The sequence below is a fragment of the Ralstonia pickettii genome (assembly GCF_016466415.2).
Taxonomy (GTDB): Bacteria; Pseudomonadota; Gammaproteobacteria; order Burkholderiales; family Burkholderiaceae; genus Ralstonia; species Ralstonia pickettii.
The window spans coordinates 1,067,836-1,087,344 of record NZ_CP066772.2; the positions used below are offsets into that span (position 1 = coordinate 1,067,836).

At 63.3% G+C, this 19,509-nt stretch carries 22 protein-coding genes; 7 read left to right on the plus strand and 15 right to left on the minus strand.

Features of this window, described 5'->3' with window-relative positions:
* Positions 1-76 precede the first annotated feature (76 nt).
* Positions 77-478, minus strand: coding sequence for a MerR family transcriptional regulator (locus RP6297_RS21020; protein ID WP_009240679.1), 402 nt, complete (start codon positions 476-478; stop codon positions 77-79).
* Between the two features lie 97 nt (positions 479-575).
* Here RP6297_RS21020 and RP6297_RS21025 point away from each other — a divergent pair, with 97 nt between their 5' ends.
* On the plus strand, positions 576-1,004 hold the full coding sequence (locus RP6297_RS21025) for a hypothetical protein (protein WP_009240680.1): 429 nt from the start codon (positions 576-578) through the stop codon (positions 1,002-1,004).
* A 12-nt stretch (positions 1,005-1,016) separates the two neighbouring features.
* Here the strand turns inward: RP6297_RS21025 and RP6297_RS21030 are convergent, their stop codons facing one another.
* The 8 genes from RP6297_RS21030 to RP6297_RS21065 form a co-directional block, all read right to left on the minus strand.
* Positions 1,017-1,433 carry a BON domain-containing protein gene (locus tag RP6297_RS21030; protein ID WP_009240681.1) on the minus strand — a complete coding sequence of 139 codons (417 nt, stop codon included), beginning with the start codon at positions 1,431-1,433 and terminating at the stop codon, positions 1,017-1,019.
* Positions 1,434-1,493: 60 nt separating this feature from the next.
* Positions 1,494-1,964 carry a DoxX family protein gene (locus RP6297_RS21035; protein ID WP_009240682.1) on the minus strand — a complete coding sequence of 157 codons (471 nt, stop codon included), beginning with the start codon at positions 1,962-1,964 and terminating at the stop codon, positions 1,494-1,496.
* Entirely contained in the window at positions 1,961-2,719 is a 759-nt protein-coding gene (locus RP6297_RS21040) for an HvfC/BufC N-terminal domain-containing protein (protein ID WP_009240683.1), read from the minus strand. The genes RP6297_RS21035 and RP6297_RS21040 overlap by 4 nt, the downstream gene beginning before the upstream one ends.
* Entirely contained in the window at positions 2,706-3,575 is an 870-nt protein-coding gene (gene bufB / locus RP6297_RS21045; protein ID WP_009240684.1) for an MNIO family bufferin maturase, read from the minus strand. The genes RP6297_RS21040 and bufB overlap by 14 nt, the downstream gene beginning before the upstream one ends.
* A gap of 22 nt (positions 3,576-3,597) precedes the next feature.
* Positions 3,598-3,864 carry a BufA1 family periplasmic bufferin-type metallophore gene (locus RP6297_RS21050; RefSeq protein ID WP_009240685.1) on the minus strand — a complete coding sequence of 89 codons (267 nt, stop codon included), beginning with the start codon at positions 3,862-3,864 and terminating at the stop codon, positions 3,598-3,600.
* Positions 3,865-4,085: 221 nt separating this feature from the next.
* On the minus strand, positions 4,086-4,616 hold the full coding sequence (locus RP6297_RS21055) for a hypothetical protein (RefSeq protein WP_009240686.1): 531 nt from the start codon (positions 4,614-4,616) through the stop codon (positions 4,086-4,088).
* Positions 4,617-4,738: 122 nt separating this feature from the next.
* Complete coding sequence (locus tag RP6297_RS21060; RefSeq protein ID WP_009240687.1) at positions 4,739-5,005, minus strand: H-NS family nucleoid-associated regulatory protein; 267 nt, start codon at positions 5,003-5,005, stop codon at positions 4,739-4,741.
* A gap of 157 nt (positions 5,006-5,162) precedes the next feature.
* On the minus strand, positions 5,163-6,065 hold the full coding sequence (locus RP6297_RS21065) for a DMT family transporter (RefSeq protein WP_009240688.1): 903 nt from the start codon (positions 6,063-6,065) through the stop codon (positions 5,163-5,165).
* A 134-nt stretch (positions 6,066-6,199) separates the two neighbouring features.
* On the opposite strand from RP6297_RS21065, the gene RP6297_RS21070 reads away from it, so the two are divergent.
* Positions 6,200-6,652 (plus strand): Lrp/AsnC family transcriptional regulator, encoded by a 453-nt coding sequence (locus RP6297_RS21070; RefSeq protein ID WP_009240689.1) that lies wholly within the window; start codon positions 6,200-6,202, stop codon positions 6,650-6,652.
* A gap of 11 nt (positions 6,653-6,663) precedes the next feature.
* On the opposite strand, the gene RP6297_RS21075 is transcribed toward RP6297_RS21070, so the two are convergent.
* Entirely contained in the window at positions 6,664-7,842 is a 1,179-nt protein-coding gene (locus RP6297_RS21075) for a cystathionine beta-lyase (protein ID WP_009240690.1), read from the minus strand.
* 109 nt (positions 7,843-7,951) lie between these two features.
* Between RP6297_RS21075 and RP6297_RS21080 the strand changes: the two genes are divergently transcribed.
* Both RP6297_RS21080 and ggt read left to right on the plus strand, forming a co-directional pair.
* Positions 7,952-8,428 (plus strand): Lrp/AsnC family transcriptional regulator, encoded by a 477-nt coding sequence (locus RP6297_RS21080; RefSeq protein ID WP_009240691.1) that lies wholly within the window; start codon positions 7,952-7,954, stop codon positions 8,426-8,428.
* A gap of 144 nt (positions 8,429-8,572) precedes the next feature.
* Positions 8,573-10,303, plus strand: a complete 1,731-nt coding sequence (ggt, locus tag RP6297_RS21085) for a gamma-glutamyltransferase (RefSeq protein WP_009240692.1) — start codon at positions 8,573-8,575, stop codon at positions 10,301-10,303.
* A 76-nt stretch (positions 10,304-10,379) separates the two neighbouring features.
* Here the strand turns inward: ggt and RP6297_RS21090 are convergent, their stop codons facing one another.
* From RP6297_RS21090 to RP6297_RS21105, 4 genes are all read right to left on the minus strand, one after another.
* Positions 10,380-11,453: a 4-hydroxyphenylpyruvate dioxygenase family protein gene (locus RP6297_RS21090; protein WP_009240693.1), complete on the minus strand. Its 1,074-nt coding sequence runs from the start codon at positions 11,451-11,453 to the stop codon at positions 10,380-10,382.
* Between the two features lie 81 nt (positions 11,454-11,534).
* On the minus strand, positions 11,535-12,725 hold the full coding sequence (locus RP6297_RS21095; RefSeq protein ID WP_009240694.1) for an MFS transporter: 1,191 nt from the start codon (positions 12,723-12,725) through the stop codon (positions 11,535-11,537).
* 4 nt (positions 12,726-12,729) lie between these two features.
* Complete coding sequence (locus RP6297_RS21100; RefSeq protein ID WP_009240695.1) at positions 12,730-13,563, minus strand: shikimate dehydrogenase family protein; 834 nt, start codon at positions 13,561-13,563, stop codon at positions 12,730-12,732.
* A gap of 18 nt (positions 13,564-13,581) precedes the next feature.
* Positions 13,582-14,967, minus strand: a complete 1,386-nt coding sequence (locus tag RP6297_RS21105) for an MFS transporter (RefSeq protein ID WP_009240696.1) — start codon at positions 14,965-14,967, stop codon at positions 13,582-13,584.
* Between the two features lie 316 nt (positions 14,968-15,283).
* Between RP6297_RS21105 and RP6297_RS21110 the strand changes: the two genes are divergently transcribed.
* The 3 genes from RP6297_RS21110 to RP6297_RS21120 all read left to right on the plus strand — a co-directional run bounded on the left by RP6297_RS21110 (position 15,284) and on the right by RP6297_RS21120 (position 18,588).
* A complete protein-coding gene (locus tag RP6297_RS21110; protein WP_009240697.1) occupies positions 15,284-16,198 on the plus strand; it encodes a LysR family transcriptional regulator in 915 nt (304 codons plus the stop codon).
* 125 nt (positions 16,199-16,323) lie between these two features.
* Positions 16,324-17,175: a class II aldolase/adducin family protein gene (locus RP6297_RS21115; protein ID WP_004627265.1), complete on the plus strand. Its 852-nt coding sequence runs from the start codon at positions 16,324-16,326 to the stop codon at positions 17,173-17,175.
* 105 nt (positions 17,176-17,280) lie between these two features.
* Positions 17,281-18,588 (plus strand): MFS transporter, encoded by a 1,308-nt coding sequence (locus RP6297_RS21120; RefSeq protein WP_009240698.1) that lies wholly within the window; start codon positions 17,281-17,283, stop codon positions 18,586-18,588.
* 46 nt (positions 18,589-18,634) lie between these two features.
* On the opposite strand, the gene RP6297_RS21125 is transcribed toward RP6297_RS21120, so the two are convergent.
* A complete protein-coding gene (locus tag RP6297_RS21125; RefSeq protein ID WP_009240699.1) occupies positions 18,635-19,402 on the minus strand; it encodes an IclR family transcriptional regulator domain-containing protein in 768 nt (255 codons plus the stop codon).
* Positions 19,403-19,509 lie beyond the last annotated feature (107 nt).

Genomic DNA, 19,509 nt, shown 5'->3' on the forward strand with positions numbered 1-19,509 from the left:
GGTTCGGGGAAAACGCAAAAACCCCGCCCTGCAGCGCCAGTCTGCGACAGTTATATGACAAGACATGATGACCGTCTCAGGCCGGTGCAAGGGGACATGCCATGCCGACGCGCGTGGCAAGTGCGTTTCGCATGGCCTGCAGGCTTGCGATGCGGGCATCGATCATGGCCAGTTTGTCGCGCAGCAACGCGGTGACGGCGGCATCGGTGTCGGGTTGCTGCCACACGTGCGACATGCCTTCTTTGATTTCCGCCAGTGTGAAACCCAGCTGCTGGGCCGTGCGCACGTATTGCACCAGTTCCACGATTTCGGGCGGATAGGCGCGGTAGCCGTTGCTCCGGCGCCGCGCTCGGATCAGGCCGCGCGCCTCGTAAAAGCGCAAGCCATCCCGCGAGACGCCGGTTGCAGCCGCCAAGTCGCCGATGGACAGGTCGCCGACATGCGCATCGGAGATAGGTACGGGGAGGGCAGCAGGCATGGTGGTTGGGAAATGCAATGCGGTCGGGGGCTTGACCTTCGAGCGTACACCAAGCTTTACCGTGGCGACTCCTTCACTTCACTTCTGGAGTTTTGTCATGGTTTCGGTTTCCGAATCGACCTTCCTGCGTATCGTGCGGACCAGCGCCTGGTATGACCTGATCGTGACCGCGCCGTTTGCGACGCCGTGGACGTTCGCGCTGTTGCATCAGGCGCTCAGCGCATTGGCGCATGCGCTGGGCATGGGCGGCTTGCCGGCTTTCGAGCCGACGCATCTGCTGATGGCCAATCTGATGGGATCGGTGGTGTGCGTGTGGTCCGTATTGCGCATCCGACGGCCAAGTGTGGCGCTGGGCCGGTATGACGCCGTGGCGCGCGGGCTGTTTGCGGCGTGGCAGGCGTACGCCCTGGCATCGGGCGCGACGCTGCTGCTGGTGCCCTTCCTGATCGCAGAGATTGGCTTTGGGCTGCTGCAATCGCTGCCCGTGGGCCGCCTGCTTGTGCGAGCAGGTGCGCGGGCGGCGTAAGCGCTTGGCAGTTCAGCGCGCGGCCGGGGCGCTGGCCGGTGCCTCGGGCGGCAAGCCGGCCGGGATGTACGGGCCACCCCCCAGCACCTGCATGCGCGAGAGCACACGCAGCTGATTATCGAGCTTGGCCGGGTCAACGAAGCGTTTGACGTCTTCGCCGGCGCGGCGAGCCATTTCCGGGGTATCGACCCAGCCCGTCAGCGTGACCTTGCCGTCGGGATTGGATCGGATGCGGATCTGGCGCGTGCTGAGTGCCGTGTCCTGGTCCAGCGCCGCCTTGACTTGGTACGAGAGCAGCGAGTCGTCGAGCATGCGCGCGCCGGAAGCGGTGGAGCTATCACCCCAGGCGCAAGCGGTCAGAAGTGTTGTGGCACCGATTGCAGCCAACACACCGGCCGAGGCTGCGAAGGACAACTGAGGGAAGCGCATCGATACTCCTGAAGAGAGTGCGACAAGCCGACATCATAAGCCCGCCGCCCCCCAATCTGCTTAACGCCTGCGGCGCTGCCAAAGGGTCTGCGCCGCCAGCCAACCCGGTCCCACCGTTGCCACGAGGGCAATCAGCACGCCCCACACGAAATGAAATTCGATGGCCGATGCCGACAGATTGGCCCAGTACGACACCGCCGCCACCACGTTGACGAAGAACAGCCCGGCAGCTGCTAGCCGCGGCACGATGCCGGCCAGCATCAGCGAGGGGAAAACCAGTTCGCCGAACGTGCCGAGCGCTGCTGCCAGTGCGGGCGGCAACAGCGGCACTTTGTATTCCTCGGTGAACAGCAGCACGGTCGTGTCCCAGTCGTTCAGCTTGGTCAGGCCCGAGCGGAAGAACACGTAAAAGAGATACGCCCGCGCGATCAACAGGATGACCGAACACAGCGTGCTTTGCGGACCGGCAAGCCGATCGAATGACGCGCGCATGCGCGTAAGCGGGGCAAACGTCGTGGTGAGGGTGTTCATGGCGTGTCTCCAGTAGACAAGGTTGTTGGGCAGGCAGACAGTGCGAGCAGCCCCGAGCGATAGAGGCCGGACAGGCATGCAGTCAGATCAAAATCCGGCCGCTCGACCAACGTGGTTTCGAGCGCGGCCTGAAGCGAGGTCCCAGCTTCGCAAGCGGCGAGGAACGTGGCGGTTGGGGGATCGAGATCGACCACAGCAACGCGATGCCCGCGCACGGCAATCGCGGCGGCTTCGCTCACGCCCAGGTCGATTGCATTGAGCGCGATGGTTTCGCCCGGCTGGTGCGCGCGCCAGATCGACACCACGGGCCATGGAGAAACGATCCACTGGGTCCCCTCGACCAGCCCCGCGCGGATGGTGTCGGCAGGCTGCGCGAGCAGGGTGGCGTCCGCCGCTTCAACGTGGGCGTCCGGGGCGTAATGCGCCCAATGCACGCACCATTCCAGGCGCGCGACATCGGCCAGATAGGGCACGCTGTGTGCCAACGGCGATTGCGCAATGACGTCTGGCAGCGCATTCCCGTAGTGATGCAGGTTCGGAGATGTGGATGCCTGCACCGCCAGCGTGTCGCGCACGAGCGCATCGAAGCAGTCATCGCCGACCAGCGTGCGGCAGACGGGGTAGGCCCCCGCCAGCGCGTTGCGCAGAATGGCCAAACGCGCATTACGGTAAATGGCGATGCCGGGGGTTTCTTCGTTGGTTGCGGCGTCCGTCAGTGCGCCGATGAGGTGCGCTTCCCAGTCAGGCAGTCGCATGGCGAGGCTCCTGCATGGCGGCGTTGGCGTGGCGATCGAGCGTTGCCTGGGCGCGAGCCGCTTCTTCCAGCAACACCTGCACTGGAGGCAGGTCAGCATCCCATTCGATCAACGTGGGGCGTGCGCCGTGCTTGGCAATCCACGCGTCATACAGCGCCCAGACGGGCGCATGGACGGGCGCGCTGTGCGTGTCGATCAGCATGCCGTCTTCCACGCTGAAGCCCGCCAGGTGAATCTCGCCGACCAGCGCCGGGTCGATATCGGCCAGTACCGATTCGACGGTCACGCCATGGTTGACGCTGTTGACGTACAGATTGTTCAGGTCCAGCAAGATGCCGCAGCCCGTACGCCGGGCGAGGGCGGTCAGGAATGCACCTTCGGAGACGGCGTCGTCGGCGTCGACCAGCGTGCGGCAGTCGATGTACGCGGCAATGTTTTCGATCAGCAGCGGCCGCTTGAGGATGTCCTGGGCGCGCATGACGTTGGCGCAGACAACATCCAGCGATTCGCGGGAGTAAGGCAGCGGCAGGAGGTCGTTGACGACTTGTGCGCCGCTGCGGTTGAAGCACAGGTGCTCGGAAATGGCGGCGGGCGCGACGGCGTCGGCCAGGGCAGCGATGGCGCGGACGTGCTCGACGTCAAGCCCATCGGCATTGCCGAGCCCCATGCCCACGCCGTGCAGGCTTACCGGCTGGTGCTCGCGCGCGGCCAGCAGTGCTGCACGTGCCGGGCCGCCATACAGATAGTTCTCGCTGTGCACTTCCGCCCACGGGAAACGGGCTTGCCCGTGCAGCAGGGCGGGGAAGTGCGGGGCGCGCAGGCCTGCACCGGCGCAGGTTGGCAGAGCGGTCTGCATGGCAGTCACCCGGCGTCGCGCGTTACTTGGACGCAGGCTGCATCGTGCCGCCCATCTGCGCGCAGGTGCCGGCCGGCACGTACTTCCACGACATCGGGTCTTTGTCGATCTTCGACTGACCCGCGCAGGCGTGGGCGCTGCCGGGGCTGGCGCAATCGTTCTGGCCGGCCTTGGCGACGCCGTAGCACTTTTCCTTGCCGGCAGCGTCGGCCGCCTGCACCGGCGTCGACACTGCGCCCAGTGCGAGCAGGCTACCCAGGGCGGCGGCGATCATGGCGTGTTGTTTCATGGGTGTTCTCCTTGATTGAACAGGTGTCGTTGAACGGCTGGCAGGGCGAAATCCCTCGCCGTACGGTGCACTGCGGCATCGCGCAGATGTGTTCCGTGCACCTTCGTCGGCGCATGGCTACGTTCCTGACACGGAGAACAAATTTTTTTTTGATTTTTTTTCGAGACGGTCCGAAAAAAAGGCGGCCTCGATGGGCCGCCTTCAGATCGGACAGGAAAAATTTACTTGGCGTGGGAGGCGCGCGTGCGGGCTGCCTTCTTCGCGGCAGCCGAACGGCCTGCCGCGCCCTTGGTGGCGGCGCCTTTCTTGGCTGCTGACGAGCGCTCGCTGCTCGAACGCTTCGACGCCGCGCTGTGTGCCTGCTTGGACAACGATGATTTGGACGCCGCCGAATGGCCTTCCTTCTTCAGCGTGCGCGTTGTGGTTTTACTGCGCTTGGCCGTGGATTCCTTGCTCGCACTGGCGTGGCTGCCGGTTTTGTTGCCCGTCTTGCTGCCGGCCTTGACATCATGTTCCGCCTTCTTGCGGGTGGAGGCCGATGCCTTGCCTTCCCCCGGCGGCTTGACGGCAACGCCAGAGCGGCGTGCCTTCGATAGACCAATCGCAATGGCCTGCTTGGTGTTTTTCGCACCGTGCTTGCCTTCGCGGATGTGATCCATCTCTTCTTTCACGAAGTTGCCCGCCTGGGTCGAGGCGGCTTTGCCGTGGCGCTTGTCGGCGCGCGCACGTTCTACGGTTTTGCGTTCCGGCATGGTGACGTCCTCCGTTGAGTTGGAGCGCCGGCCGGGAATGCTGTGAATCAACTCATGGATCAACGAACCGGCAGCGCTTGCGTCTACGACCACGCAACCGGCGTACCTGCGCTGCCTGCGCGTCAGCCCACGCGGAAATGCTCGATGCTCTGTCCAGCGTTGACAGCGCGTTGGAGCCAGTCCGGCATGTCGCCGGAGCCGTCCCAGTGCTGGCCGTCAGCGCTCATGTAGACCGGGCCGATAGGCGCCGCTGGTGGGGGCGGAGACGGAGCGTCAAAGCAACCCTGCGCCTGCAGGTCTTCGATAGACAGGCCGTACATCTGCATCTGTTCCAGGATCCAGGCGATCGCATTTTCGCGACCCGGCTCCGGCGGGTGACCTTCCTTCATCTTGTACGTATGTTTTGGGGTTTCTGTCCGCTGGGTGCCAAAGGGAGAGAGAGGCAGGCGCAGGGCGCGCCGGGCGCCAGCGGAAAACGCACAAGAATAACAGCAGTTGGGCCGCCCATTCGTGTTGCCGGTGGGGCGGCCTATTGCGCGTATTGCGTTATTTGGAAACCGGGGATTCGGCCTGCGCCCGCAACCAGCGATACGGCGACCACCCCAGATTCATGCCCGCCGCCGCCAGCAGGATCGCGCCCGCACCCAAAAACTGCGCGAGCTGCAACCGGTGTCCGAACGCGACCATGTCCACCCCGATTGCAACGATCGGATAGATGAACGACAGCGACCCGGTCAGATGCGTCGGCAGCCGCTGGATGGCGCCATAGAGCAGGATGTACATCAACCCCGTGTGTACCACGCCCACCGTGACCAGCATCACCCACGCATGTGGCTCGGCCGGCGGATGCGACAGGTTGGCCAGTGGCGCCAGCATCAGCACGCCCACACACACCTGGATGAGCGCGATCAGATGCGGCGGCGTACCGGCCAGCTTCTTGATCAGGAGCGCGGCCACCGCATAGGCAAACGCCGCGCCCAACGCCATCGCAATGCCTGTCAGGTAATCGGTCCCCGCGCTGTCGGTTGGGCCCACTTGCACGATCGACACGACGCCGATAAAGGCGAGGGCCAGCCATGTGAGCTTGGCCGCCGTCAGTTTTTCCGACAGAAACAGCGCGCCAAGCCCCACCAGCATGAAAGGCTGCGTGTTGTAGACCGCCGTGGCAATCGAGATGGATGCGCGCGGATACGCTGCAAACAGCAGCAGCCAATTGACGACGATGGCCACGCCACCCAGCGCGGCAATGCCGGCGCGCCGCCACGTGATCGCGCCACGCAGCAGCCCCAGCCCTGCGCATACCGCCAGCAGCGTCAGCGCGCCGAACACGCAGCGCCAGAACACAACGTCGGCCACCGGCTGGCCGGAGCGGACGACAAACCAGCCGATTGTCCCCGAGATGATCATGGCGGCGGTCATCTCGACCGTGCCGCGCGTCTTATCGTTCATGCAAACCACCTTGAGCGCTGGATGCAAGAAGGATCGCATGCGGATGGCCTGACTTCCATTGCTTTTATAAGGCAAAATCCACGTTGCATCTCATGAAATAAGGCGAAACGCCGGAACGGACCACGGAAGGAAAAATGAACGCGATCGACGCCCTGGACCAACGCATTCTTGACGTCCTGCTGACCGATTCCCGCATCTCGCTCAAGCAACTCGCCGAGCAGGTGGGGCTGTCGTCCCCCAGCGTGTCGGAGCGCCTGCGCCGGCTGGAAGAGCGCGGCGTGATCCGGCATTACACCGTCGACATTGACCCGGCATCGCTGGGTTACACGCTGCAGGCCATCGTCCGGGTGCGGCCCATGCCGGGCAAGCTGCATATCGTGCAGCAGCTGATCGAAGAGATTCCGGAGATTGGCGAATGCGACAAGGTGACGGGCGAGGATTGCTTCATCGCCCGCCTCTATGTGCGCTCGATCGATCAGCTCGATGAGATTCTCGACCGCGTGGCCTATCACGCCGAAACCAACACTGCCATCGTCAAGGCGCAGCCAGTGAAGCGGCGCGCGCCGCCGTTTGCCCCCGCTGACTGACGTGCCTGCCGCTATGCGGTGACAGCGGGCTCCTGGATGGCTGCACGCGCCATGGCCTGCCGCAGATCGGCGATCAGGTCTTCTGGCGCCTCCAGCCCGACGTTGAGCCGCACCAGGCGACCTCGATAGTGATGATTCGGCCGCGCCAGATCCGGATAGGGCATCACCAGGCTGCTCGTGCCGCCCCAGCTCATGCCGATCCGGAACATGCGCAGCGCATCGATGAACGCGCTGACCTGCTCGGCCGAAACGCTTTCCTGAAACACCACTGAAAACACGCTCGTTGCGCCGGTAAAGTCGCGCTTCCAGAGTTCGTGACCGGGGCATGACGGCAGCGCCGGATGCAGCACAGTGGCAACGCAATCCTGCAGATGAAGCCAGCGCGCCACCGCCAGCGTGGAGGCTTGCAGACGCTCAAGGCGCAGCGCGAGCGTTTGCAGACCACGCAGCGCCAGGCTGCAATCGTCGGGCGAGGCGCCCATGCCCAGGTCGGCAAACACGCTGCCCACCCGCTCGAACATTGCCTCCGAATTGACTGAGACCGAGCCGAGCAGGAGGTCGCTGTGACCGCCGACATATTTGGTCAGGGCTTGCATGCTGATGTCTACGCCGTGCGCGAAGGCGTCGAAGTACACGCCGGCCGTGTACGTGTTGTCGAGCGCTACCGGCACGCCGCGCGCATGCGCCGCGGCCACGATTGCCGGCACGTCCTGCACCTCCATCGTGACCGAGCCGGGGCTTTCAGTCCAAACAAGTGTGGTGTTCGGACGGAGGAGCCCCTCAATGCCCGCGCCGATGAGCGGGTCATACGTTTCCACTTCGATGCCCATGCGTTTGAGCAGGCCGGCAGCCATGCTTCGGCTGGGCCCGTACGCGCTCAACGGCACCAGTGCGTGGCTGCCGGCGCCGCAGCACGCCAGGTAGATGAGCGCGATAGCAGCCTGCCCGCCTGGCACGATAAAGCTGTGGCGGGCGCGTTCCATTTGCGCAATCCGTGCGCCGAGTTCTACGGCGGTCGGTGTGCCGTAGAGGCCGTAGGTATAGCCGTGCTGCGCGTGGCGCCAGTCGTCCACGACCTGCGCCGCGTTGTCGAAGAGCACGGTCGAACCACGGTAGACGGGTGTCACCAGCGATCGGAAGCCGCCCGGGGCAAGTGTTTCCGCGCTGACGAGCTGGGATTGCCAATGCATAGGATGCGCCTCCGTGAGCGATGATGACGAAATCCTATGTCACGCGCGAGAAGCAATTTCCGCTATTCTGCCCAGCCAGACGCAAAAATTTCTCGCCCAAAGTCCGGCCATGGCCTCTCAGAAATCGCTCGAACTCGACGCCTTCGACATCGCCATCCTCAACGCCGTGCAGCGGTGCTACACCACGCCGCTGCGCGTGATCGGCGAGGAAGTCAATCTATCGACCGCCGCGGTGCAGCGGCGCATCAAGCGAATGGAGGAGGCCGGTGTCATCGTCGGCAACGTGGCCGTGGTGGACCCTGAGCGGGTCGGCAAACCCATCACCGTGATTGTCGAGGTGCACGCCGAGCGCACCAATACCGCGGCCGTGGCGGCGCTCAAAAAAGCACTCTCCGGCCCCGAGGTGCAGCAGTGCTACTACGTGACGGGCGAGGCGGACTTCGTCCTCATTCTGAACGTGGCCACGATGACCGAATACGAAGCCCTCGCTCGACGCCTGTTCGACGACAACGACAATATCAAGTGGTATCACACGGCCGTGGTGCTCAACCGCGTGAAGGTGGGGCTCGAAGTGCCGCTGGGCTAGCGACGCGTGCCGTTCCACCGCCTGCACAATGCGTCAATACGGGGATGAGGCTATAGTGCCGCAGCGCTGTGCCTGATAAGGTTCGCGCGCCATAACTCGTACGCTGGCACGACCGGCGTCCTTGAAGGTACCAAAGGAGCTCCTATGCAGAATCCAAGAACAGGCATGCGGTGGATCGCCGCCGCAATCGCATCGATCAGCATCACGACCGTCGCACACGCGGCATCCGTCGCCCCCGTGGCCTCAGAGAACGGCATGGTCGTCGCGGCACAGCACCTGGCCAGCAAGGTCGGCGTGGAAGTGCTCAAGCGCGGCGGCAATGCTGTCGACGCGGCAGTGGCTGTGGGCTACGCGCTGGCCGTGGTCTATCCGGCAGCCGGCAACCTGGGCGGCGGTGGTTTCATGACCATCCAGCTGGCCGATGGCCGCAAGACCTTCCTCGACTTCCGTGAAGTCGCCCCGAAGGCCGCCACCGCCAACATGTATCTCGACAAGGACGGTAACGTCATCAAGGGCGCGTCCACCAAGGGACACCTGGCTGTCGGTGTGCCCGGCACCGTGTCGGGCATGGAATACGCCCGCGAAAAATACGGCACCATGCAACGCGCTGCACTGATCGCGCCGGCCATCACGCTGGCCGACAAGGGCTTCGTCCTCGATCAGGGCGACGTCGACATGCTGCACACCTCCACCAAGGACTTTCAGGAAGACGCCGCATCGGGCGCGATCTTCCTGAACAAGGGGCAGCCCTTCCAGGTGGGCGAGAAGCTGGTTCAGCACGATCTGGCCAAGACGCTGCGTGAGATCAGCAAACATGGCACCGACGGCTTCTACAAGGGCTGGGTCGGGCAGGCCATTGCTGCATCGAGCAAGGCCGGCGGTGGCCTGATCACGCAAGATGATCTCGTCAGCTACAAGACGCGCGAGCTGGCGCCGGTCGAGTGCGACTACCGTGGTTATCACGTGGTGTCGGCACCGCCTCCTAGTTCGGGCGGCGTGATCATCTGCAAAATGCTGAACATTCTGGAAGGCTATCCGCTCAAGGATTTGGGCTGGCATTCAGCGCAGGCCACGCACTACCAGATCGAAGCCATGCGCCACGCCTATGTGGACCGCAACAGCTACCTGGGCGATCCGGATTTCGTGAAGAACCCGCTGGACCGTCTGCTGAGCAAGGACTACGCGGCCAAGATCCGCGCCGTGATCGACCCGAAGAAGGCGGGCGTGTCGAAGGACATCAAGCCGGGCGTCGAGCCGCATGAAGGCAGCAACACGACGCACTACTCGATTGCCGACAAGTACGGCAACGCGGTGTCGGTCACGTACACGCTCAACGACTGGTTTGGCGCGAAGGTGACGGCCGCCAAGACGGGCGTGATCCTGAACGACGAGATGGACGACTTCACGGCCAAGGTCGGCGTGCCGAATCTGTACGGCCTGGTGCAGGGTGAAGCCAACTCGATCGCCCCGGGCAAGCGTCCGCTGTCGTCGATGAGCCCGACCATCGTCACCAAGGACGGCAAGCCCGTCATGGTGGTGGGCACGCCGGGCGGCAGCCGCATCATCACGGCCGTCATGCTGACCATGATCAACGCGATCGACTACGGCATGAACGTGCAGGAAGCCGTCGACATGCCGCGCTTCCATCAGCAATGGCTGCCGGACGTGACCAACGTCGAGGCGTATGCGCTGTCCGAAGATACGCGCAAGATCCTGACGTCGATGGGCCACAACCTTGGCGCGCCGCAGCCGGCCAACCACTTGGCGGCGATCATCGTCGGGGCGCCGTCGCTGGGTGGCAAGCCGATTGGCAACAACCGGTTCTATGGCGCGAATGATCCGCGTCGCAACACGGGGCTGGCAGCCGGTTATTGATCGGCATTGCAGCACCCGCAGCACGAAAACAGCCCGCCGAAACTTGGCGGGCTTTTTCTTTGCGGCGTTTACCGGATCAGGCTGCCGCGGTCAGCACCGGCAGGTTGCCTTCGCCAAAGCCGTGGTGCCCGCGCCGCTGCACGATCTCGAAGAAGATCTCGCCCGGATGGCGCTTGACGAAGGTTTGCAGGAACAGTTTGGGTGCGCCGTCGACGATTTCGCCGTCGACCAGGATGCCGTATCGGCGCAGGGCTTGCAGATCCAATCCGTGACCAGGCAGGCGCGCGTCGACGGTGTCGTAATAGTGCGCGGGCGGCTCGACGAAAGTGAGGCCGTTGGCGGCGAGCGATGTGGCTGTGCGCAGGATGTCGTCGGTGGCCAGCGCAATGTGCTGCACGCCTTCGCCGGGATGGTCGGGCAGGTAGGCGTGCATGAGGTGCGCGCGGTGCGTCCCTTCTTCATAGAGCGGAATCCGGATCATGCGGCACGACGACACCATCACGCGAGAATCGGCCGCGACGTGCCAGTTGGCGTGCAGTTCGTGGATTTCGCTGAAGCCGAGCTGGTTGCGGTAGAAGTCGATCCAGTCCTGCAAGCGCCCTGGGCCGACGGTTTGCGTGAGGTGGTCGACACGCGCCAGTCCGACGCCTGCGTGGTGCCAGTCCTCATGCGCGGTCGCAGTGTCCAGCGGCCGGAAGTCGATGTCGTAGATGGAGATGTCGCCCAGGCCACCTTTGGCACCGTGCTTGCCGCGCCAGCGGTCGACAAAATAAAGGTGCGTATCGCCCACGCCCTGGATGGCCGGGATCACCAGTTCGCTCGGGCCGATGGGCTCGGCCTCGGCCGGCCATGCCCCCAGTTCGACGGCGCGGTCGTAGGCGCGCTGGGCATCGTCGACGCGGATGCCGATGGCGCAGATGCCCACGCCGTATTCTTCGGCCCAACGGTGCGCGAACGAATCGGCTTCCGCGTTGACGAGGAAGTTCATGTCGCCTTGCCGATACAGCGTGACGTCCTTGCTCACATGCCGCGCGATGGCCTTGAAACCCAGCGATGCGAACACCTGGCCGAGCGCGGCGGGCGTTTGCGTGGCGAACTCAATGAACTCCAAGCCGGCGGTCTTGAACGGCAGGTCGGCGTTGCGGCTCATGGTCGAACTCCTGTGGCTGAGGCAAAGAATGAGGACCCCGCATTGTGTACCACGCAGGTGGCGATGCGCACCCCACAGTTGCTATGCGGCAGCCCTTTGTGCATTCGGCTGATGCTGCAGCTTTGGCAGCCAGAGAAATGCGATGGTCGCCAGCACGGCGCCGGCAGGCATCATGGGCGCCACCATGGGCCAGGCGCCGAGGCTGTGCGAGGCGTCGTCAAACGCGGCTGCGGTCTGCCCCAGGCAGAAGGCCGCCAGCATCATGATGAAGCCCGACCAAGACACGGCACGCCCCGCGAGATGCGGCAGCTCGCCTACTGCGCCTGCCTGGCCGCAAGGCTGGTGAATGCCATGGCCCATGCAATAGATTGCGTGCCCGATCAGCAGCGGCCACGCGTGTCCCGGAAGCAGCCAGCAGCCCAGCGCCTGGATGCACGCGCCGGCGACGCTGAGCGTTGCGCCTTGCTGTACCGTCCGCACAAGGCTTTGGCGACGCAGCAGGCGTCGGCATCCTGTCGTGCTGAGGATATAGACGAGCGAGCCGCCGGCCGGTATCCAGCCATAAAGCTCCGGTGATAGGCCGAGGTATGCGATGTAGACCATCGGCGAAAGCAGGAGGAAGCAGAAGATGCCGGCATAGGTGGCGGCTGCGAGCAAACCCCAGGCGCGAAAATCCGCGCTCGAAAAAATTGCCCGCACGCTGCCCGCCTGCGCCGGTGTCTCGTGCCGGGTTTCGGCAAAGCCGTACCAGCACATCGCCCACAGCACGATTGCATAAAAGCTCATGCCCACCAGCACCCAACGCCAACCGGCGTGTTGTGCGACGAAGGCCCCCAGAATCGGTGCCATCAACGCCACGAAACCGAGCCCAGTGAGGCCGCGCGCCATAACGTGCGGACCATCGCGTGCCGGGTGCAGATCGCGTACGGCAGCACGTGCGCACACCAGGATCGCGGCCATCGAGAAACCCTGGAGGGCGCGTGCCGCGGTCAGCATCGAAGCGGTTGTCGCCAGCGCGCCGGCCAGGGCAGCCAGGGCATAGCACGCGAGCCCGATCAGCAGCACTTGGCGCCGGCCAAAACGATCGGCCAGGCTGCCCATCGGGAGTTGCCCGATGCCAAAGGCCAGCGCGAAGACCGTGAGGCTCGTGCTGGCCGATCCCAGTGTCTGGGCAATCGCTGGCAGGGCGGGGAGGTAGCTGTCGGTCGCAACCGGCTGTGCCGATAGCAACAGCGGCAGCAACAGGGCAAAGCTCAAAGGGCGACGCGTCATCGGGTCAGTAGGCGATGGCTGCACTGCGCCGCAGTTCCTCTGCTGTGGCGGTGCCGAAGCCGAAGAACTCCAGATACGCGGGAATCATCTCGAAGAGCATGTCGGTGCCGACCTGGACGTCGCAGCCCTTGTCGAGCGCCGCACGCAACAGCGGCGTGTATTCGGATTTCATGACGACCTCGCCGACAAAGCAGCTCGGCGCAATGCGTGCCACGTCGAAGGGCAGCGGATCGTCTTCCTTCATGCCAACCGGCGTGGCGTTGACGACCACATCGAAGCCATCCGGATCATTCGATCCCGTGCGCACCACCAGCGCGGGGTAGTGCTCAAGTAGACGTCGGCCGAGCGCTTCGGCGGATTCAGCGCGCGTGTCGTACAGGGCCAGCTCGCTCACCCCCGCCGCCGCCAGCGACGCCGCAATTGCCGAACCGACACCGCCGGCCCCCGAAAGCAATACGCGCGCGCCTTTGAGCTGACGCCCTTTGCGCAGCACGCCGCGCACGAAGCCTGCACCGTCGAACTGGTCGCCGAGCAACGTTCCGTCATCGCGCTTGAGCACGGCATTGCAGGCGCCCGCGATGCGCACGGCGGGCGTGACTTCATCGACCAGTTCCACCGTGGTGACCTTGTGCGGCATGGTGATCAGCGCGCCGCGCAGGTTGGTGAAACGGCAAATCGATTCGAAGCTCTGCGCGTAATCCTCCGCCTTGACCCCCATCGGCACCACAACGGCATCGATGTCTTTTTGCTCGAACCAGGGGTTGTAGATCATCGGTGACTTGAACGTCTCGGTCGGGTAGCCGATGTGGGCGATGAGGGTGGTTTTTCCAGAAATCATGGTTCAGGTGTGCGTGTTTCAGGCGGCCAAGGCTCCGGCCCGCTGGCGGGCATATTCGGCCTTGTCGACGGGTTGGGCGGCTGGCTGGCCCAGCTCGTCCATGTGGATGCGGTAGGTCTCGCGTGCGCTCATGGCGGCGGCCGCGGCAACCACGGTCACGCCAAAGGCAATGGCGCCCACGGTCAGCCAGATGTTGGTGGCTCCCGGCGGCGCGACGGCGGTGAAGATGGCCGGCAGCATGGCGGTGATGGCGGTGCCGATGTTCTGCGAAATCGCCATCGCCGACACACGGGTGCGCGTGGGGAACAGCTCGGGATAGAAGCTCGGGAATACGGCGTTATAGCCCTGGTAGACCACGCCCCACATCAGAATCGACATGGCAAACGCGAGCGGCACGTTCTTGATGCTGATGGCGTACAGATAGGCAAACGCCAGCAGGCCGGCGAGCAGCGAACCGATCACGATGGGCGGCTTGCGGCCGATGCGGTCGGACAGGTCGCCAACATACGGAATCACCAGCACGGCAACGATGTTGCCCACCACCGGAATCCACAGGTAAATATCTTTGGCGAAGCCGATGCCGTAAGCCGGCTGCACCGCATAGGCCGCGCCAAAGATGGTGGCCACCACAGGAATCACGTTCATGAGCGCCATGCACACCACGCGCAACATGTTGGGCGTGCTGTACTTGAAAGCGTCGATGACGGGTGAGCGAGGCCGCGCCTGCTGTTCTTTTTCTGCCGTGAAGGCGGGCGTCTCATGCACTTCACGGCGGATCACGTAGCCCGCGATGATGACCACGAAACTCAGCACGAACGGAATGCGCCAGCCCCAGGTGTTGAACTGTTCTGCGGGCATGTAGTGCGCCAGGGGCAGGAACACGGCGGCCGCCAGGATCTGCCCGGCTTGCACGCCTTGCAGCGTAAAGCTCGCATAGAATCCGCGCCGGCCAAACGGCGCGTGCTCGAGGATCATCGAGCTGGCGCCGGAAATTTCACCGGCCACGGCAAAACCCTGAATCAGCCGCATGATGACCAGCAACGTGGGAGCCAGCAGGCCAACCTGGTCATACGTGGGCAGCAGTCCCACGGCAATGGTCGAAAAGCCCATCAGGAACATGCACCAGAGCAGCACGTTCTTGCGCCCGTGCGTGTCGCCCAGGTGGCCCAGCACGAACGCCCCGATCGGCCGCGCGATGTAACCCACGCCGTACGTGGCCAGCGAGGCGATGATGGCCGTCTTGGGGTCGCCCTTGGGGAAGAAGATCTGCGGAAAGATCAGCGCCGCTGCGGTGGCGTAGATAAAGAAGTCGTAGTACTCGAGCGCCGAGCCGATCCAGCCGCTGGCGGCGGCTTTCTTCGACTGGTGCTTGCCCAAGGGCTCGTGGGCAGGGGCTGCGGTCATGGTTGTCTCCGGTTTTATCTGTGCGGCCTGTCGAGCGATTCGTTCGATGAAGGGCCGTCTGTGCACGCAACGCAGCGTAGTCCGCTGCAGCGGTGTGGCACAAGCGAAGAACGCCTGAGGGCGGTCGATCATCGCACGAGTTTGTGCGAAAAACGCACGGCTCGAGGGTTTTTCCGAAGGAAATGTCTGGGTAGTCGCTGTTACAACGTGAGGTATCCCCACTTCGCAGGTGACCGCGTCCTGTGCAATGGCAATGCACCGGCCACACAGGGAGAACCCGTCGGATACGCTGCGGGGGCACGAGGAGCGGCTTCTCATGAAAGACGATCGATTGCTGGAAATGCGGATCTTCAAGGCTGTGGTTGAAGCCGGTGGATTCACCGCGGCGGCACATGCACTCAATGCCAGCCAGCCCTTTGTCAGCCAGACCATCACCCATCTGGAGCGCCGCTTGGGTGTGCAGCTCTTGCATCGCTCCACGCGCAAGCAGCGCTTGACCAGTGAGGGCGAACGGTTTCTCGCTTCCTGCCATGACCTGCTTGAAGCCGTTGAGCAGGCCGAAGCTCAGATTCGCGCAACCGAGCCCACGGGAGACTTGCGTGTCAGCGTCCCCCAGGCATTCGGCATCGATCAGATTGTTCCGGCGTTACCTGGTTTCCTTTCGACCTATCCGAAGTTGACGGTTCGGTTTTCGTTGTCTGATTCGCTCGTCAATCTGATCGAGGACAACTTCGATGTGGCGGTGCGGATGGGGCGCCTGCAGGACTCGTCGCTACGCAGCCGAAAGCTTTGTGAGTTGCAGCGTATTGTCGTTGCGGCACCTAGCTACCTTGCCCGGCATGGCATGCCAGTGACGCCGCAAGGGCTGGATCGCCATCAGTGCCTGCTCTGGGATGCCCCGCGGGAGCATTTGAACCAGTGGCCTTTCATGATGAATGGCAAGCCGGAAAAATTTCTGGTGCGGGGCGGATTCCGCAGCACCGATGGCAGCACGCTGTTCGAGTTGTGCGTGGCTGGCATTGGCATCATGCGGCTGGCCGAACATTTGGCACTGCCGGCCATTCGCAGCGGCAAGCTCGTGCCGCTGCTATCCGATTACCAAGCGCAGGACGACACTGCCATTTACGCCGTGTATTTGCCTGAACGCCAGTTAGTGCCGCGTATCCGCGCCTTTGTCGACTACTTTGTCGAGGTGTTCCGGCAACCACCCTGGCAAAGGCAGGTGCCTTGATGCGCATTTATATGCGGACGCAATAAATCTTATTGCGGCGCGCGCCTAGATCGGTCGCGGCTGCTGGATGAAACTTCGCTTCACCAAGTTTCCGATTCCCACGCCCCCCGTAGATAGGAGCAAGCATGAGCAACCTCGCTCAAAAACTGAATGAACTGGGCCGCACGGCCGCACATCCATCGAATCAGTCGATCTATCAGCCCAGGCAGCAAGGCCTGAAATTCCCCAAGCTGCCCGAATTCACCATGTTTGCCGAAGAGCGCCAGCATCGCAAAGAGCGACTGGTGGCAGCCTGCCGCGCATTCGCGCTGCACAACCTCGATTACGGCTTTGCCGGCCATCTGACCGTGCGCGATCCGGAGTTTCCGGAGTTGTACTGGACCAACCCGATGGCCGTGCATTTCTCGCAGGTCAAGCTTTCCAACCTGATCCTTGCCGACCACAATGGCAAGGTCATCGAAGGCTCGTATGCGCTGAACCGTGCCGGCTTCGTATTGCACGCAGCGGTGCATGAAGCCAACTCAGACATCGTGGCGATGTGCCACGCGCATACCGTCTACGGCACCGCATTCGCGGCGTTGGGCCGGCCGCTCGATCCGATCACGCAGGACGCCGCGGCATTTTTCGAGGACCACGTCGTCATCAAGGACGAGGCCGGTGCCGTTGCTGTTGAAGAGAGGGCCGGCACGTCGATCTGCGACCACTTCAAGAACGTGAAGGCTGCCATCCACCAGAACCACGGTCTGCTGACCGTCAGCCGCCACAGCATTGAAGCGGCCGCCTTCTGGTTTATCGCGCTGGAACGCTGCTGCCAGCAACAGTTGCTGATTGAAGCCACCGGAGCCAAGCCGGTGATGGTGTCGGAATACAGCTCGCGCTACAGCCGTGAACACGTCGGCAGCGAATACATCGGCTGGCTCCATTTCCAGCCGATCTACGAGCAACTGGTGCAGACCAACCCCGACATGTTCGACTGATACCGCAACGCAATTTATCAACGGCGATCAAGGACCAGCGGGCCGGCCTTGGTACACGATCCGGCCCCCCCGGAACGGCCCGCTAGAGGATGACTGGAGACAACGATGTTGAAGACTGCACATGGTGGTGAAGCCGCCATCCATGCCGACTTGGAGGAAGCCGCCTACACCAAGGTGACCTTGCGGCTGATCCCCTTCCTGTTCCTGTGCTACGTGTTTGCCTACCTCGATCGCGTCAACGTGGGCTTCGCCAAGCTGCAGATGCTGTCGGACCTCAAGTTCAGCGAAACGATTTACGGCTTGGGCGCCGGCATTTTCTTCATTGGCTACTTTCTGATGGAAGTGCCCAGCAATCTGGCGCTGCATCGGTTTGGCGCACGCAAGTGGATCGCCCGGATCATGATCAGTTGGGGCATCTTGTCCGCTGCCATGATCTTCGTGAAGACGCCCACAGCCTTCTATGTACTGCGCTTCCTGCTGGGGGTAGCGGAGGCCGGTTTCTTCCCAGGAATCATTCTTTACCTCACGTATTGGTATCCGGCCTCGCGGCGCTCCAAGGTCACGGCGCTGTTCATGACGGGCATTCCAATTGCGGGTGTGGTGGGTGGGCCGCTGTCCGGCTGGATTCTGGATCGCTTCCACAACGTGAATGGCATGCACGAATGGCAGTGGCTTTTCCTGTTGGAAGCGATTCCATCGCTAGTGGCGGGTGTGGTCACGTTCTTCTATCTGGACGATAGGATTCGTGACGCGAAGTGGCTTGATGCCGATGAGAAGGCCGTTCTTGAGCGAGAGCTCGCGAGCGACTCCGGCAAGATTGAAGTGCACAACGCCAGCGGTGCATTTACAAATGCGCGAGTCTGGGTCCTGTGTGCCTGCTATTTCGGGATCATCATGGGCCTGTACGGCATCAGCTTCTGGCTGCCGACGCTTATCAAGGCTTCCGGTGTGACCAGCGCATTCGATGTCGGCCTGCTCACCATGATTCCGTATGGCGCCGCTGCCGTTGCGATGGTGATGATTGGTCGCAGTTCAGACCGCACCAAGGAGCGCCGTTGGCACGTTGCGTTGCCGGCCATAGTTGGCGCGGTAGGTCTGACGGCCAGCACGTTCGTGTCGCATCAGCCCGCCATGGCTGTTCTGGCGCTCACCTTCGCGACGATCGGAATTCTGGGCGCGTTGTGCCAGTTCTGGTCGATCCCACCGGCATTTCTGGGTGGCGCGGCTGCAGCGGCTGGTATTGCCTTGATCAATTCGGTGGGCAATCTGGCGGGATTTGTCAGCCCATATCTGGTGGGCTGGATTAAAGACGCCACGAATAGCACGGACTTGGGCTTGTACTGTGTGGCCGCATCGCTGATCGCGGCCGCCGCGATTGTCCTGACGGTACCGAAAAAGGTGGTGAATCGCTGAACAGGCGGCGGGGCGGCCGGCCCTGCCGCAAAGAGGGGGCGGGTGCCTACAGCACCCGCATGATCGACAGCGCAGTGTCCTGTAGAACCTGCAGTACCCGCTGCAAGGCGTGCTCGGTGGTTTCTTCACCGACCTGCATATTCACGCTCAGCGCGGCGATCACGTTGCCGTGCCGGTCACGCAACGGCACGGCCACGCCCCGCACGCCAATCTGCAACTGCTGTTCGACCACGGCGTAGTCCTGCCGGCCGGCCTTGCGGATTTCATCGAACAGGCGGTCCCGCTGCAGGATCGTGTAAGGCGTGTACGGCGTCAGCACACAGGTTTCCAGCCATGCCTTGACCTTCTGCTCGGGTTGCGCGGCCAGCATCATCACACCGGCCGACGCGAGTGGGGCGGGCACGCGTGCACCCAGGACGAATCCCGTGCTCATGACCCGGCTGGTGCTGGTGCGCGAAATGAAAACGAGCTCCCAATCATCCAGCACGCTGAGGTACGCCACCTCGCCCACGGCGGCGGTCACCTGCTGCAGGAACGGCTGCACCGTGCGCGGCAGTCGCGCCGAATCGAAGTACGACCAGCCCACCTTCAGCACGCGCGGCGTCAGACTGAACAGCGTGCCTTCGCTGGTGAGGTAGCCCAGGTGTTCAAGCGTCAGCAGGTAACGGCGCGCGGCTGTGCGGGTAAGACCGGTCAGCTCGGCGGCCTGGGTGGGCGTCAACCGCGGGTGCTCGTGGTCGAATGCCTCCAGGATCGCGAGCCCTTTTTCCAGCCCGGCGATCCAGTCGCGCCGGTTCAGCGGTTCCTTCGTCATGGCGATAACCCTAAAAACGAGCGATATGTGCGCATGATTGTACGGTGATCGCACGCTGTTGCGCGAATGCCGCTTGTGAATGCGGGGTGTGGCCACCTACGCTGCGG